The sequence below is a fragment of the Streptomyces sp. NPDC006372 genome (assembly GCF_040612515.1).
Taxonomy (GTDB): Bacteria; Actinomycetota; Actinomycetes; order Streptomycetales; family Streptomycetaceae; genus Streptomyces.
Genome location: NZ_JBEXQJ010000029.1, coordinates 45,023 through 58,467, shown reverse-complemented (window position 1 = coordinate 58,467; position 13,445 = coordinate 45,023). Strand labels below are relative to the sequence as shown.

Annotated in this window: 12 protein-coding genes; 6 read left to right on the top strand and 6 right to left on the bottom strand. The window is 72.0% G+C overall.

Annotation, left to right across the window (positions count from 1 at the left end):
• Position 1 precedes the first annotated feature (1 nt).
• Positions 2–1,264, bottom strand: coding sequence for a glycoside hydrolase family 18 protein (locus tag ABZ016_RS32125; protein ID WP_356920208.1), 1,263 nt, complete (start codon positions 1,262–1,264; stop codon positions 2–4).
• A 339-nt stretch (positions 1,265–1,603) separates the two neighbouring features.
• Here ABZ016_RS32125 and ABZ016_RS32120 point away from each other — a divergent pair, with 339 nt between their 5' ends.
• Entirely contained in the window at positions 1,604–2,776 is a 1,173-nt protein-coding gene (locus tag ABZ016_RS32120) for an acyl-CoA dehydrogenase family protein (RefSeq protein WP_356920207.1), read from the top strand.
• A gap of 421 nt (positions 2,777–3,197) precedes the next feature.
• Here the strand turns inward: ABZ016_RS32120 and ABZ016_RS32115 are convergent, their stop codons facing one another.
• Positions 3,198–3,632: a hypothetical protein gene (locus ABZ016_RS32115; protein WP_356920206.1), complete on the bottom strand. Its 435-nt coding sequence runs from the start codon at positions 3,630–3,632 to the stop codon at positions 3,198–3,200.
• A gap of 268 nt (positions 3,633–3,900) precedes the next feature.
• Between ABZ016_RS32115 and ABZ016_RS32110 the strand changes: the two genes are divergently transcribed.
• The 4 genes from ABZ016_RS32110 to fxsA all read left to right on the top strand — a co-directional run bounded on the left by ABZ016_RS32110 (position 3,901) and on the right by fxsA (position 8,265).
• On the top strand, positions 3,901–4,341 hold the full coding sequence (locus ABZ016_RS32110; RefSeq protein WP_006136660.1) for an Lrp/AsnC family transcriptional regulator: 441 nt from the start codon (positions 3,901–3,903) through the stop codon (positions 4,339–4,341).
• A gap of 92 nt (positions 4,342–4,433) precedes the next feature.
• Positions 4,434–6,038 carry an amidohydrolase gene (locus ABZ016_RS32105; protein WP_356920205.1) on the top strand — a complete coding sequence of 535 codons (1,605 nt, stop codon included), beginning with the start codon at positions 4,434–4,436 and terminating at the stop codon, positions 6,036–6,038.
• Between the two features lie 532 nt (positions 6,039–6,570).
• Positions 6,571–7,374, top strand: a complete 804-nt coding sequence (locus ABZ016_RS32100; RefSeq protein ID WP_356920204.1) for a polyprenol monophosphomannose synthase — start codon at positions 6,571–6,573, stop codon at positions 7,372–7,374.
• A gap of 315 nt (positions 7,375–7,689) precedes the next feature.
• Positions 7,690–8,265, top strand: a complete 576-nt coding sequence (gene fxsA, locus ABZ016_RS32095; protein WP_356920203.1) for an FxsA family membrane protein — start codon at positions 7,690–7,692, stop codon at positions 8,263–8,265.
• Positions 8,266–8,386: 121 nt separating this feature from the next.
• Here fxsA and ABZ016_RS32090 read toward each other — a convergent pair whose 3' ends face one another.
• The 4 genes from ABZ016_RS32090 to ABZ016_RS32075 all read right to left on the bottom strand — a co-directional run bounded on the left by ABZ016_RS32090 (position 8,387) and on the right by ABZ016_RS32075 (position 11,839).
• Entirely contained in the window at positions 8,387–8,761 is a 375-nt protein-coding gene (locus ABZ016_RS32090; protein ID WP_356920202.1) for an RNA polymerase-binding protein RbpA, read from the bottom strand.
• 266 nt (positions 8,762–9,027) lie between these two features.
• Positions 9,028–10,374 (bottom strand): MFS transporter, encoded by a 1,347-nt coding sequence (locus tag ABZ016_RS32085; RefSeq protein ID WP_356920201.1) that lies wholly within the window; start codon positions 10,372–10,374, stop codon positions 9,028–9,030.
• A 47-nt stretch (positions 10,375–10,421) separates the two neighbouring features.
• Positions 10,422–11,189 carry a glycerophosphodiester phosphodiesterase gene (locus ABZ016_RS32080; RefSeq protein WP_356920200.1) on the bottom strand — a complete coding sequence of 256 codons (768 nt, stop codon included), beginning with the start codon at positions 11,187–11,189 and terminating at the stop codon, positions 10,422–10,424.
• Entirely contained in the window at positions 11,186–11,839 is a 654-nt protein-coding gene (locus ABZ016_RS32075) for a hypothetical protein (protein ID WP_356920199.1), read from the bottom strand. Before ABZ016_RS32075 ends, ABZ016_RS32080 begins: the two co-directional genes overlap by 4 nt.
• A gap of 100 nt (positions 11,840–11,939) precedes the next feature.
• Here ABZ016_RS32075 and ABZ016_RS32070 point away from each other — a divergent pair, with 100 nt between their 5' ends.
• On the top strand, positions 11,940–13,439 hold the full coding sequence (locus ABZ016_RS32070) for a PLP-dependent aminotransferase family protein (RefSeq protein WP_356920198.1): 1,500 nt from the start codon (positions 11,940–11,942) through the stop codon (positions 13,437–13,439).
• Positions 13,440–13,445: the final 6 nt, after the last annotated feature.

Here is a 13,445-nt window from a genome sequence, read left to right as displayed (position 1 = left end):
TCTACTTGATGGCCTTGATCAGCTCACCGTTCGTCGTGTCGCCGCTCAGCTCCCAGAAGAACGTGCCGCCCAGGCCCTGCTGGTTCTTGTAGGTCATCTTGGTGCCGACGGTCGCCGGGGTGTCGTAGCTCCACCAGTTGTCGCCGCACTTGGCGTACGCCGTGCCGGCCACCGTCCCCGTCGCCGGGCACTTGGTCCTCAGCACCTTGTAGTCCTCGATGCCCTGTTCGTAGGTGCCCGCCGCCGGGCCGGTCGCGGTGCCGCCGGGCGCCGCCTGGGTGACGCCCGTCCACCCGCGTCCGTAGAAGCCGATGCCGAGCAGCAGCTTCGAGGCGGGGATGCCGAGCCCCTTGAGCTTCGCGATGGTGGCCGAGGTGTGGTAGTTCGCCTTGGGGATGCCGGTGTGCGAGGTCAGCGGCGAGTGCGGGGCCGTCGGGCCTGCCGCGTCCCAGGCACCGAAGAAGTCGTACGTCATCGGGTTGTACCAGTCGACGTACTGGGCGGCGCCCGCGTAGTCCGCCGCGTCGATCTTGCCGCCCGGCGTGGCGTCGGCGGTGATCGCGGCGGTGACGAGGCCGCGGGAGCCGAAGGCGGCGCGCAGTGCCTGCATCAGGTTCCGGAAGGCCGCCTTGCCGCTGGTGTCGCAGGTGGCACCGCAGGCGTTCGGGTACTCCCAGTCGATGTCGATGCCGTCGAAGACGTCGGCCCACCTGGAGTTCTCGACCAGGTCGTAGCAGGACCGGGCGAAGGCGGCCGGGTTCCTCGCGGCCTCGCCGAAGCCGCCCGACCAGGTCCAGCCGCCGAAGGACCAAAGGATCTTGAGGTTCGGGTGCTTCTGCTTCAGCTTGCGCAGCTGGTTGAAGGTGCCGCGCAGCGACTGGTCCCAGGTGTCGGCCTTGCCGTCGACGGACTCGGCGGCGGTGTACGCCCGGTCGGTCGCGGCGTAGGCGTCGCCCATCGCGCACTTGCCGCCGGTGACGTTGCCGAAGGCGTAGTTGATGTGGGTGAGCCTGGCCGCCGAGCCCGACGTCTCGATGTTCTTGACGTAGTACTTGCGGTCGTAGGTGCCCCATTCGGTGAAGTAGCCGATGACCTTGGAGCCGGCCTTGGTGCCGGGAGCGGCCTTCGCCTCGGCGGCGACGTCCTGAGCCGAGGTCGCCGCGGTGGCGGAGGTGCCCGCGCCGGCCAGCAGACCGGCGCCGAGGACAGCGCAACAGGCCGCGGACACGATGGCCCGGAAGCGGGAGCGGTGGGGGGTGTGCATCCGGTGTCTCCTCGTGGGGGAGAAGGAACGCGCGACGCGCGCCGATTGGCATGAACGCGCTGATTCGGTGGAGCGAAACAGTAGGAGGACTAGACCAGTTGGGTCAATGGTGCGGACCAATTTCGCCCTCTCGGGCCCACTCGGGTATTTCTTGAAGTAAGCGGTCGTTAACTGGTGACGGGATGCCTCCGATCGGGCATACTCACAGCGCAGAGCCGCTGGTCAGCAGCTTCCGAGACCCGGGACTGCAAGCATCGGCCAGGCACCAGAACGACCCGGCGGCGCCGCCCTCACCCACGGGCCCGTCCGCCAGCGCCCGACAGGGAGGAGAGCGTCGCCATGCCCGACCGCGCCCCGCAGCCGGTGGACCGACAACTGCCCACGGAGGAGTCCCGGGACCTGATCGCGCTCGTCCGCGACATCGCGCAGCAGGAGATCGTCCCGAGCGCCGCCGAGGAGGAGGACGCCGGCCGCTTCCCGCGCGAGCTGTTCACCCTGCTCTCGCGTTCCGGCCTGCTCGGTCTGCCGTACGACTCGGAGTACGGCGGGGGAGACCAGCCCTACGAGGTCTACCTCCAGGTCCTCGAAGAGCTCGCCGCGGCCCGCCTCACCGTCGGCCTCGGCGTCAGCGTGCACACCCTGGCCTCGTACGCGCTCGCCGCCTACGGAACCAAGGAGCAGCAGGTCGAACACCTGCCCGCGATGCTCGGCGGCGGCCTGCTCGGCGCCTACTGCCTCTCCGAGCCGCACTCCGGCTCGGACGCGGCCGCCCTGCGCACCAAGGCGGTGCGCGACGGCGACGACTGGGTGATCAGCGGCACCAAGGCCTGGATCACCCACGGAGGGGTCGCCGACTTCTACACGGTCATGGCGCGCACCGGCGAGGACGGCCCGCGCGGCATCACCGCGTTCCTGGTGCCGGGCGACGCGCCGGGGGTCGGCGCCGCGGCGCCCGAGAAGAAGATGGGCATGAAGGGATCACCCACGGCCCAGGTCCACTTCGACGGCGTCCGTGTCTCTGACGACCGGCGCATCGGCGAAGAGGGGCAGGGCTTCGCGATCGCCCTGTCCGCGCTCGACTCGGGGCGGCTCGGTATCGCGGCGTGCGCCGTCGGCGTGGCGCAGGCGGCGCTCGACGAGGCGCTGGTGTACGCGACGGAAAGGCGCCAGTTCGGAAAGCCGATCGCCGACTTCCAGGGCCTGCGCTTCATGCTCGCCGACATGGCGACGCAGATCGAGGCCGGGCGTGCGCTCTACCTGGCGGCGGCGCGCCTGCGGGACGCGGGCCGGCCGTTCGCCCGGCAGGCGGCCATGGCCAAGCTGTACTGCACCGACACGGCGATGCGGGTCACCACCGACGCCGTGCAGATCCTCGGCGGCTACGGCTACACCGCCGACTTCCCGGCCGAGCGCTACATGCGCGAGGCCAAGGTGCTCCAGATCGTCGAGGGCACCAACCAGATCCAGCGGATGGTCATCGCCCGCCATCTCGTGGGTCCAGAGGAACGCTGAACTGGTCGAGTCCCCGCCAGGGGGCCGCGAGCCGCATCCACTCCGGGTCGTGACGGCCCGGCAGGGTGCGGCCGCGCTCGGCCCAGGCCCGCATCAGGTCGCGGTAGATCGGCGGGTCCTGATAGCGCGGCGCGGTCGGCCGAACCGATTCTGCGGGCGGTGGGACGTACAGGAGGCGCTGACGCCCGGTCGCTGAGGAGATGGGGGTCATGCCAGGGCAACGCGGCTGAGGCCGGCCAGGTCACCGGCAGCCGGAATCGGGCGTGCGTTCACGGACGCCCGATTCCGTGTGTCCTCCCGGGCCGGCCGCGGCGCGCCGCTGTCACTTCGTCAGGGCACACCGAACCGCACCACGGCGGACTGCGGGCCGTGGTGCGGCGCAGCTACTGGAGTGGAGCGAACGGGCCGGGAAGACCCGCGCTCAGGCCGCCTGGCGGCGCATGACGGGGATCCTGATGGGGCGTGAGCCCGGCCCGCCGACGTGCGAGAAGGGCTGGGTCCGCCAGTCGAGCCCCTGCGGAAGCGTCAACAGCAGGGCGGTGTCCTGCTCCTGAGGCTCGACGGACTCGTCCGCGGCGCGGGCGTCCGCGGCCCGGCGGCCCGTCCCGGCGCAGACCGTAAGCCCGAACGGGTTCCACGGCGATGCACACAGCGCGTGCTCCGGCAGTACCTCCTCGTCCGCCAGGAGGGCGATGGGCTGCGCGCAGTCCGGGCAGACGACCCGGAACATCTCGAAGGTGTCGTAGCCGTCGAGCTCGTCGTCGAAGGTGTCGGGTTCGACGCCCTCCGGCTCGGGCTCGACGACGAGCTGCTGCCGCTTGGGTGCGGTGCGACCAGGGCGCTTAAGACTCTGCATTGGGTTCTCCCCCTCGGGCTGGGCCGTTCAGGCACTGCGGCCTCGACCACAGCAAGCACTTCCCGTCCCCCCTGGGCGGTAACCACGAGAACATCACGGAGACTGTTCGAGCCCTGTGGCGTTCGTCACATGCCGCGCGCAGGTGCTCACGGCGGCGGTTTTGTCCCCCGGACGACCGACCGTCTTCTTCCGGCCACATCACGAACCGGGCATGACCAGGGCTCCTCAGGTATCCGAGGAGATCAGCCGCCCTGTAGGTTCTTGCGCCATGGAGGAGCTGGACCGACAGATCGTGCAGCTGCTCGTCAAGGACGGGCGGATGAGCTACACAGACCTGGGCAAGGCCACGGGTCTGTCCACGTCGGCCGTGCACCAGCGGGTGCGGCGGCTGGAGCAGCGTGGCGTCATCCGCGGCTATGCCGCGGTCGTCGACCCGGAGGCGGTCGGGCTGCCCATGACGGCGTTCATCTCGGTGAAACCGTTCGATCCCAGTGCGCCGGACGACATAGCGGACCGGCTGGCCGGCGTGCCGGAGATCGAGGCGTGTCACAGCGTCGCGGGCGATGAGAACTACATCCTCAAGGTGCGGGTCGCCACCCCGCACGAGCTGGAAGAACTGCTGGCGCGTGTGCGGTCGTTGGCGGGGGTCTCGACCCGGACGACGGTGGTGCTGTCCACGCCTTACGAGGCGCGGCCGCCGCGGATCTGACCGCCGGTTTCCGGGTGCGGGTCCCGCGGGGTCGCGCGCGGTTTCCCGCGCCCGTTACGGGGCGCTGAACGGCGCCTGTGAAACTGTTCTCCATGAGTGAGTCCAGCACCCCGCCGAAGACCGTTCTGCTCCGTCGTGGAGAGGTCCACAGTCCCGCCGATCCTTTCGCCACGGCGATGGTCGTGGAGCGGGGGCAGGTGGCCTGGGTCGGTTCGGAGGGGGCCGCGGACGCGTTCACCGACGGGGTCGACGAGGTGGTCGACCTCGACGGGGCGCTGGTCACTCCGGCGTTCACGGACTCGCATGTGCACACCACGGCCACCGGCCTCGCGCTCACCGGCCTCGACCTGTCCACCGCCCCGTCGCTCGAAGCGGCTCTGGCCCTCGTACGCGACTTCGCCGCCGCCCGGCCCGACGACCGGGTGCTGCTCGGGCACGGCTGGGACGCCGCCCGCTGGCCCGGCGGCCGGCCCCCGACGCGTGCCGAGCTGGACGAAGCCGCCGGTCACCGGCCCCTCTACCTCAGCCGGATCGACGTCCACTCGGCGGTCGTCACCACGGCCCTGCTCGACCTGGTCCCCGAGGCGGTCACGCGCGAGGACGGACCGCTCACCGCCGACGCCCACCACGCCGTACGGGCCGCCGCGTTCGCAGCCGTGACGCCGCAGCAGCGCGCCGACGCCCAGCGTGCCGCCCTCGCGCACGCCGTCTCGCTCGGCATCGGCACCGTCCACGAGTGCGGCGGCCCGGAGATCTCCTCCGAGGACGACTTCACCGGCCTGCTGCGCCTCGCCGCCGAGGAGCCCGGCCCACGCGTCGTCGGCTACTGGGCCGAGCAGGACGTCGCCAAGGCACGGGAACTCGGCGCGATCGGCGCCGCGGGCGACCTCTTCGTCGACGGCGCCCTCGGCTCGCACACCGCCTGTCTGCACCAGCCGTACGCGGACGCCGGCCACACCGGCAGGGCCTACCTGGACGCCGCCGCGGTCGCCGCACACGTCGTGGCCTGCACCGAGGCAGGTCTCCAGGCCGGCTTCCACGCCATCGGCGACGCGGCGGTGGACGCCGTGGCCGAGGGCGTGCGGGCCGCCGCCGAGAAGCTCGGCCTCGCCCGGGTCCGGGCCGCCCGCCACCGCGTCGAGCACGCCGAGATGCTCACTCCCGAGACCGTCGCCGCCTTCGCCGAACTCGGCCTCACCGCCTCCGTCCAGCCCGCGTTCGACGCCCTGTGGGGCGGCGAGGACGGCATGTACGCCCAGCGCCTGGGGGCTGAGCGGGCGCGTACCCTGAACCCCTTCGCGGCCCTGCTGCGCGCCGGTGTGCCGCTGGCCTTCGGCTCCGACAGCCCGGTCACCCCGCTCGATCCGTGGGGCACGGTCCGGGCTGCCGCGTTCCACCGCACGCCGGAGCACCGTGTCTCCGTGCGGGCGGCTTTCACGGCGCACACGCGGGGCGGCTGGCGAGCCGTCGGGCGGGACGACGCGGGCGTCCTGGTGCCGGGCGCACCCGCCGACTACGCGGTGTGGCGCACGGGCGAACTGGTGGTCCAGGCCCCCGACGACCGGGTCGCCCGCTGGTCGACGGATCCCCGCTCCGGCACCCCGGGGCTGCCCGACCTGACCCCGGGCCGCGACCTGCCCGTCTGTCTGCGCACCGTGGTGGGCGGACGCACGGTCTTCGTACGGCCGGGCGAGTGATCTACGGGGGTGGCGCGCACGAGATCGCGCGCCGCACCCCCGGCGCGCGACCTGCGCATCCTCTGCCCTGACCAGGGCTTTGCCGCACAATACGCAGGTCAAACGGCTGTTGACAGGCGGCCGCAGGGGGCCGGTAGGTTCGGCCCAGTCCACCACCGGACGCCCGACCGGGAACGTCCGCGCACTCGCCGCAGCGCCGCCGGGTCAGGGACGGTGTGCCGCACCGGGCACCGTCACTGGGAGCCAGGCTCAGGCCGGCGCGGCGCCGAGGGAACGTTCCGGCCGGTCGGGGAGGTGTGACCCGGGTGGGGCCCGGACGCTCAGTAGACAACGGCTTTCGGTCGATCCGCAGCCAGCGGGTCCCAGGTCGGCCCGAAGGGCGCCGGGCCCCCATCCGCCGTACGCTCGCACCCGAAGGCGCATTCTTACCCGCGTCTCGCCGATTCGACACCACCATTCGAACGTCCTGTCACGTCATCGCAGGCCGGGAGCACTATGGTGGGTCCTTGCGTACGGACTTGAAGGGGCATCAGTGAACGACGGCGACGGAACCCTCGCGGCAAGAGCCCAGGGGAGGAAGTTCGGCCCGCTCGGCATGGCCTTGGTGATCATCCCGACCTACAACGAGGCGGAGAACATCAAGAGCATCGTCGGCCGGGTGCGCGAGGCCGTCCCCGAGGCGCACGTACTCGTGGCCGACGACAACAGCCCGGACGGCACGGGCAAGCTGGCCGACGAGCTGGCCGTCGACGACGACCACGTCCACGTCCTGCACCGCAAGGGCAAGGAGGGGCTCGGCGCCGCCTACCTCGCGGGCTTCCGCTGGGGCCTGGAGCGCGATTACGGCGTGCTGGTCGAGATGGACGCCGACGGCTCCCACCAGCCCGAGGAACTGCCCCGTCTGCTCACCGCCCTCAAGAGCGCCGACCTGGTGCTCGGCTCGCGATGGGTGCCGGGCGGCCGGGTGGTGAACTGGCCCAGGTCCCGCGAGGTGATCTCCCGCGGCGGCAGCCTCTACTCCCGGCTGGCGCTCGACCTGCCGCTGCGCGACATCACGGGCGGCTACCGTGCCTTTCGCCGCGAGACCCTCGAGGGCCTCGGTCTCGACGAGGTCGCCTCGCAGGGCTACTGCTTCCAGGTCGACCTCGCCCGCCGGGCGGTCAAGGCCGGCTACCACGTGGTCGAGGTGCCCATCACGTTCGTGGAGCGCGAACTGGGCGATTCCAAGATGAGCCGCGACATCCTCGTCGAGGCGCTGTGGCGGGTCACGGCATGGGGCGTCGGGGAGCGGGTCGGCAAGGTCACGGGGCGCGGCGGCAGGCCGTCGAAACCGTAGCGGCCGCCCGGAGCGCTCTCCGATGCGCGGCACCGCCGCCGCGCGCTGAAGCCGGACGCGAACCCAGAGCGCTTTCCGGTTCACGGCGCCACCGCCGCGCGCTGCCGGGCGCTGAAGCCGGGCGCGAACCAGGAGCGCTCGCCGGCTCGCGGCGCCACCGCCGCGCCGCCGCGCGCCGAAGCCGGATGCGAGCCCCGCGACCGGGCCGGCGCGACCTCATCGGCGATCTGTCCGCGCTCATCCGGGCCGCGGCTCACAGAAACAGCTGATCGAGCGCTTATCCCGCGCTGAGCCGGGGCCAGGCACACTGGAGTCATGACGACTGGCGCTCAGACCCCCAGCCATCCCGCCCGGCCTCGGCGCTCCCGGCTGCGCACGTTCCTGCCGTTGGGCATCGCCGCGTGGCTCGTGCTGGAGATCTGGCTGCTCACCATGATCGCGGGGGCGTCGAGCGGGCTGGTGGTCCTCCTCGTCCTGCTCGCGGGCTTCGTCCTCGGCGCGGTCGTGATCAAGCGGGCCGGCCGGCGGGCCTTCCGTAACCTCTCCGAGGCGCTGCAACAGCAGCAGAGCGGTGTGATGCCCGAGGCGGCCCGGCCGAACAGCGAGGGCAACGGCCTGACGATGCTGGGCGGGCTGCTGCTGATGATCCCCGGCGTGGTGTCGGACGCGGTGGGGCTGCTCCTGCTGCTGCCCCCGGTCCAGAAGGCCGTGAGCCGCTCCGCGGAGCGCACCTTCGAGCGCAAGCTCCGCGAGGCCGACCCGGGCACCCTGGGCGGCGCCTTCCAGCAGGCCCGGATGTACCGGCCCGACGGCAAGGTCGTCCAGGGCGAGGTCATCAGGGACGAGCCGGGCGACGCCCCGCCGGAACCGCGCCCGCCGCTCACGCACTGAGAGCGCACGACGTCGCGTGCCCGGGGCGGGAAGCGCAGACAGAAAACCGCGGGCGCCGTACGTGAAGTACGGCGCCCGCGGTCATTGACGCGCTGTAATCTCGGCCAGGCCCCGAAGGGACTTATGCCGACTTGCGGCTGTCTCGGGGATGAATCGCGATGTTCATCGCACCGGAGCGCAGAACCGCCAGGCGCTCCTCGAGGACCTCTTCGAGTTCCTCACGGGTGCGCCGCTCCATCAGCATGTCCCAATGCGTACGCGCGGGCTTGCCCTTCTTCTCTTCAGGGATATCGCCGTCCACGAGGAGTGCCTGGGCCCCACAGACCTTGCACTCCCACTCCGGCGGGATCTCCGCCTCGACCGAGAAGGGCATCTCGAAGCGGTGCCCCTTCTCGCATGCGTACTCCACGGCCTGGCGCGGGGCCAGGTCGATGCCGCGGTCCGTCTCGTAGCTGGTCACCACGAGGCGCGTGCCGCGAAGAGCTCGCTCACTCATGAATCGTGCCTCCCGGGCTTGTCGCCCACAGGACAGGTGTCGCTGTCGTCGTCATCCGGTCAACGTCCGGTCGGCGGTAAAGATTCCCGTTCCGAGTCCCGTTCCGGGTCATGCGTCGCCGTCGTAGCCGCCCTTGTTGTACCCACCAGCGCCCGGTTTGTCACATCTGCTGGCAGATGTAACCTAGCGTTTCGGCATCTTTGACGCGCAGTAACGGTACGCCTGGCAGGCCAAACGCGTACACTACAGCCCTTTCGCTTCGAGTGCTAAATCCTGTCAGGAACCGGATTCCCCGCTTCGGCGATCGCACGCCGAACCGGAACCCGGGCGAGCAAGGCGAACCCGATGACGAAGAACCCCACCAGCGAGACGATCGCGTCCCGGTAGCTCCCGGTCAGCTGGTAGGTGACGCCGAACAGCAGCGGCCCCAGCCAGCTCATCCCGCGGTCGCTCATCTCGTACGCCGAGAAGTACTCGGCCTCCTTCCCGGGCGGCACGAGATGGGAGAACAGGGACCGGGACAGCGCCTGGCTGCCGCCGAGGACCAGGCCGATCCCGGCGGCCAGGACGAAGAACCACACCGGCGCCCCGGCCGGCAGGAAGTATCCGGCCGCCAGTGTCAGCGTCCACGCGACCAGCGAGCCGAGGATGGTGCGCTTGGCCCCGTGGGTCCGGGCCAGCCGCCCCATCGCCAGCGCGCCCGCCACCGCCAGCACCTGTACCAGCAGGACGGCGCCGATGAGCGTGGACTGCCCGAGGCCCAGCTCCTTCGAGCCGTAGACCGAGGCCTGCGAGATCACCGTCTGGACGCCGTCGTTGTAGACGAGGTACGCGAGCAGGAAGGCGAGGGTCAGCGGGTGGCGGCGCATGTCGCGGACGGTCGCCGCGAGCTGCCGGAAGCCCGGGAGGGCCGCCCCTCGCGCGGCCGGCCTGCGGTCGCGCAGCCGCCGGAGCGGGATGAGGGCGAACGCACCCCACCACAGGCCGGCCGACGCCAGGCAGATGCGGACCGCCGTGCTCTCCGAGACGCCGAAGCCGTCGTGCCCGGTGTAGAGGACCAGGTTGACGACGAGGACCAGCGAACCCGCCGCGTAGCCGAAGGCCCAGCCGCGGGAGGACACCGCGTCCCGTTGCTCGGGCGGGGCGATCTGCGGCAGATAGGAGTTGTAGAGCATCATCGCCACGGACTGCGCCGCGTTCGCGACGACCAGCAGCACCCCGCCGAGCAGATAGCGGTCGCCGTCCAGGAAGAACATGGCCGTCGTCGCCGTGGCCCCCAGGTAAGCGGCGGCCGCGAGGAGCGGCTTCTTGCGGCCCGTGCGGTCGGCGGCGGCACCCACCAGGGGCATCGCCAGCACGGCCACGATCACCGACAGGGACACCGAGTAGGCGAAGAAGGACCCGGCGCGCACCGGGATGCCGAGCGGATGGACGTACCCCTCGGCGTCGGCCGCCGACTCGGCGACCGACGTCAGGTACGGGCCGAGGAACACGGTGAGCACGCTCGTCGAGTAGACGGAGCACGCCCAGTCGTAGAAGTACCAGCCGCGCTGTTCGCGTCTGAGCTCCGCGGCCCCGTCGGCCGACGGTGTACGCACGGTGTCGGCGCCCACCCGTGCCCTCGCTTCCCCGTGAACGCGCCCAGGCGTGGGCCCGCGTCTCAGACCCAGACGCCGCGGTCCTCCATGACCTTGCGCAACGTGTCGATGTGATCGGTCATGATGCCATCCACACCCAGATCCAGGAGCCGGTGCATACGCTCGGGATCGTTGACGGTCCACACGTGCACCTGGAGCCCACGCGCATGGGCGGCGTGCAGGAAGCGGTGGTCCACGACCTGGATGCCGGACTGGGCCTCGGGCACCTGGGCGGCGACCGCCGAGCGGCGCACCGCCGCCGGCAGGCCCCAGGAACGCAGCCGCAGGTTGAGGACGCCCCGTGTGCCGTACGACGTGGCCAGCCGCGGGCCGGCCAGCCGCTGGGCGCGCACCACACGCGCCTCGGAGAACGAGCCGAGGCAGATCCGGTCCCAGGAGTCCGTCCGGCCGGCCAGGTCCAGGAAGGGCAGCAGGGCGGCCTCCGCCTTGACGTCGACGTTCCACCGCACATCGGGAAAGGTCTCCAGGAGCTCCTCGAAGAGGGGCACCGGTTCCTCGCCCGCCACGCGCGCGTGCCGTACCTCCTGCCACGGCAGGTCGGCGATCCGGCCCGCGCCGTCCGTCACCCGGTCGAGGGTCGCGTCGTGGAAGGCCACGAGAACGCCGTCCCGGGTGGCGTGGACATCGGTCTCGATGTACCGGTAGCCCGCCTCGACGGCGCACCGGAACTGCCGCACCGTGTTCTCCAGGCCGTCCGCGGCCCCACCCCGGTGGGCGAAGGCGATCGGGCCGGGATGGTCGAGATAGGGGTGGCGTATCCGCGGGGTCACGGACGCAGTATCGCTCCTTGTGGTTGACCGGTGGCAACGACCGTGCTGCCGCCGGATGCCGAGGGGACGGCGAACACCCGCAGGAACAGCTGGGCCAGCGGGCCGATCGACACCGCGTACAGGAGGGTGCCGACGCCGACGGTGCCGCCCAGGGCGAAGCCGGTCGCCACGACCGTGAGCTCGATGCCCGTGCGCACCAAGCGGATCGAGATCCCGGTGACCCGGTGCAGCCCCGTCATCAGCCCGTCGCGCGGGCCCGGGCCGAAGCGCGCAGCGATGTACAGGCCGGTCGCCGCGCCGTTCAGGACGATCCCCGCCGCCGTCAGCGCGATGCGCAGCACCAGGCCGTGCGCGTCGGGCACCAGGGTCAGCGTCGCGTCCATCGCCATGCCGATGACCAGCACGTTGGAGATCGTGCCCAGCCCCGGCCGCTGGCGCAGCGGGATCCACGCGAGCAGCACCGCGGCGCCCAGGACGGTCAGCACCACTCCGATCGACAGCCCCGTGCGCTCGGCGATGCCCTGATGCAGCACGTTCCACGGCTCGAGGCCGAGCCCCGACCGGACGAGCAGCGCCGAACTCGCGCCGTAGAGGGCGAGACCCGCGTAGAGCTGGATGAGCCGCCGGCCGAGACGGCGCTGCGTGGACATGAGGTGCCCCCCTGTGGTGGTAGTGGACTGATGCATGACACCCTGTGGCTTGGATGGAAAGTCCATCCATGGCCAATCCGGGGAAGGTGGACTGATTCCGATGGCGCAGTGGACCTCGGCCGTGGGTGCGGCGCAGCTCGCCCGGCTGCTCAACTCCCAGCAGGACCGCCCGGCAGGGCCCGGCACCCGCCGGCCGCCCGCCTATCGCGCGCTCGCGGACGGCATCCGGCTGCTGGTGCTCGAAGGCCGCGTCCCGGTGGCCGCCCGGCTGCCCGCCGAACGGGAACTCGCCCTGTCCCTGTCCGTGAGCCGTACCACGGTCGCCGCCGCGTACGAGGCACTGCGCAGCGAGGGCTTCCTGGAGTCGCGGCGGGGCGCCGGGAGCTGGACCGCGGTGCCGGCCGGGAACCCCCTGCCGGCGAGGGGGCTGGAGCCGCTGCCTCCGGAGGCCCTCGGCTCGCTGATCGACCTCGGCTGTGCCGCGCTGCCCGCGCCCGAACCGTGGCTGACCCGGGCCGTGCAGGGCGCCCTGGAGGAACTGCCGCCCTACGCGCACACGCACGGTGACTATCCCGCCGGGCTGCCCGCGCTGCGGTCGATGATCGCCGAGCGGTACACCGCGCGCGGGATCCCGACGATGCCCGAGCAGATCATGGTCACCACCGGGGCGATGGGCGCCATAGACGCGATCTGCCATCTCTTCGCCGGACGGGGCGAGCGCGTCGCCGTCGAGTCGCCCTCGTACGCCAACATCCTCCAGCTCATGCGGGAGGCCGGAGCCCGGCTCGTGCCCGTGGCCATGGCCGAGGGGCTCACCGGGTGGGACATGGACCGCTGGCGGCAGGTGCTGCGCGATGCCGCGCCACGCCTCGCCTACGTCGTCGCCGACTTCCACAACCCGACCGGGGCACTCGCCGACGACGACCAGCGGCGCCGGCTGGTGGACGCGGCACGGTCCGCGGGGACCGTGCTGATCGCCGACGAGACGATGAGCGAGCTGTGGCTGGATCCGGACGTGCGGATGCCGAGGCCGGTGTGCGCGTTCGACCCGGCCGGGTCCACGGTGATCACGGTGGGGTCGGCCAGCAAGGCGTTCTGGGCCGGGATGCGCATCGGGTGGGTACGGGCCGCGCCGGACGTGGTCCGCAGCCTGGTCGCCGCGCGGGCCTACGCGGATCTCGGTACTCCTGTGCTGGAGCAGCTGGCCGTCAACTGGCTGTTCGGGACGGGCGGTTGGGAGCGGGCCGTGGCGGCGCGGCGGGAGCAGGCGCGGCAGAACCGGGACGAACTGGTGGAGGCGGTGCGCCGGGAGCTGCCCGGGTGGGAGTTCGAGGTGCCGCGCGGCGGGCTGACGCTGTGGGTGCGGACCGGGGGACTTTCCGGGTCGCGGCTCGCGGAGGCGGGGGAGCGGGTCGGGGTCCGGGTGCCGTCCGGGCCGCGGTTCGGGGTGGACGGGGCCTTCGAGGGGTACGTGCGGTTGCCGTTCACCGTGGGGGGAGCGGTGGCCGAGGAGGCCGCCGCGCGGTTGGCCGCGGCGGCGAGGATCGTGGAGTCCGGTGGGGTCAGCGGTACGGAGGCGCCGCGTACGTTCGTCGCCTAGTGCTCG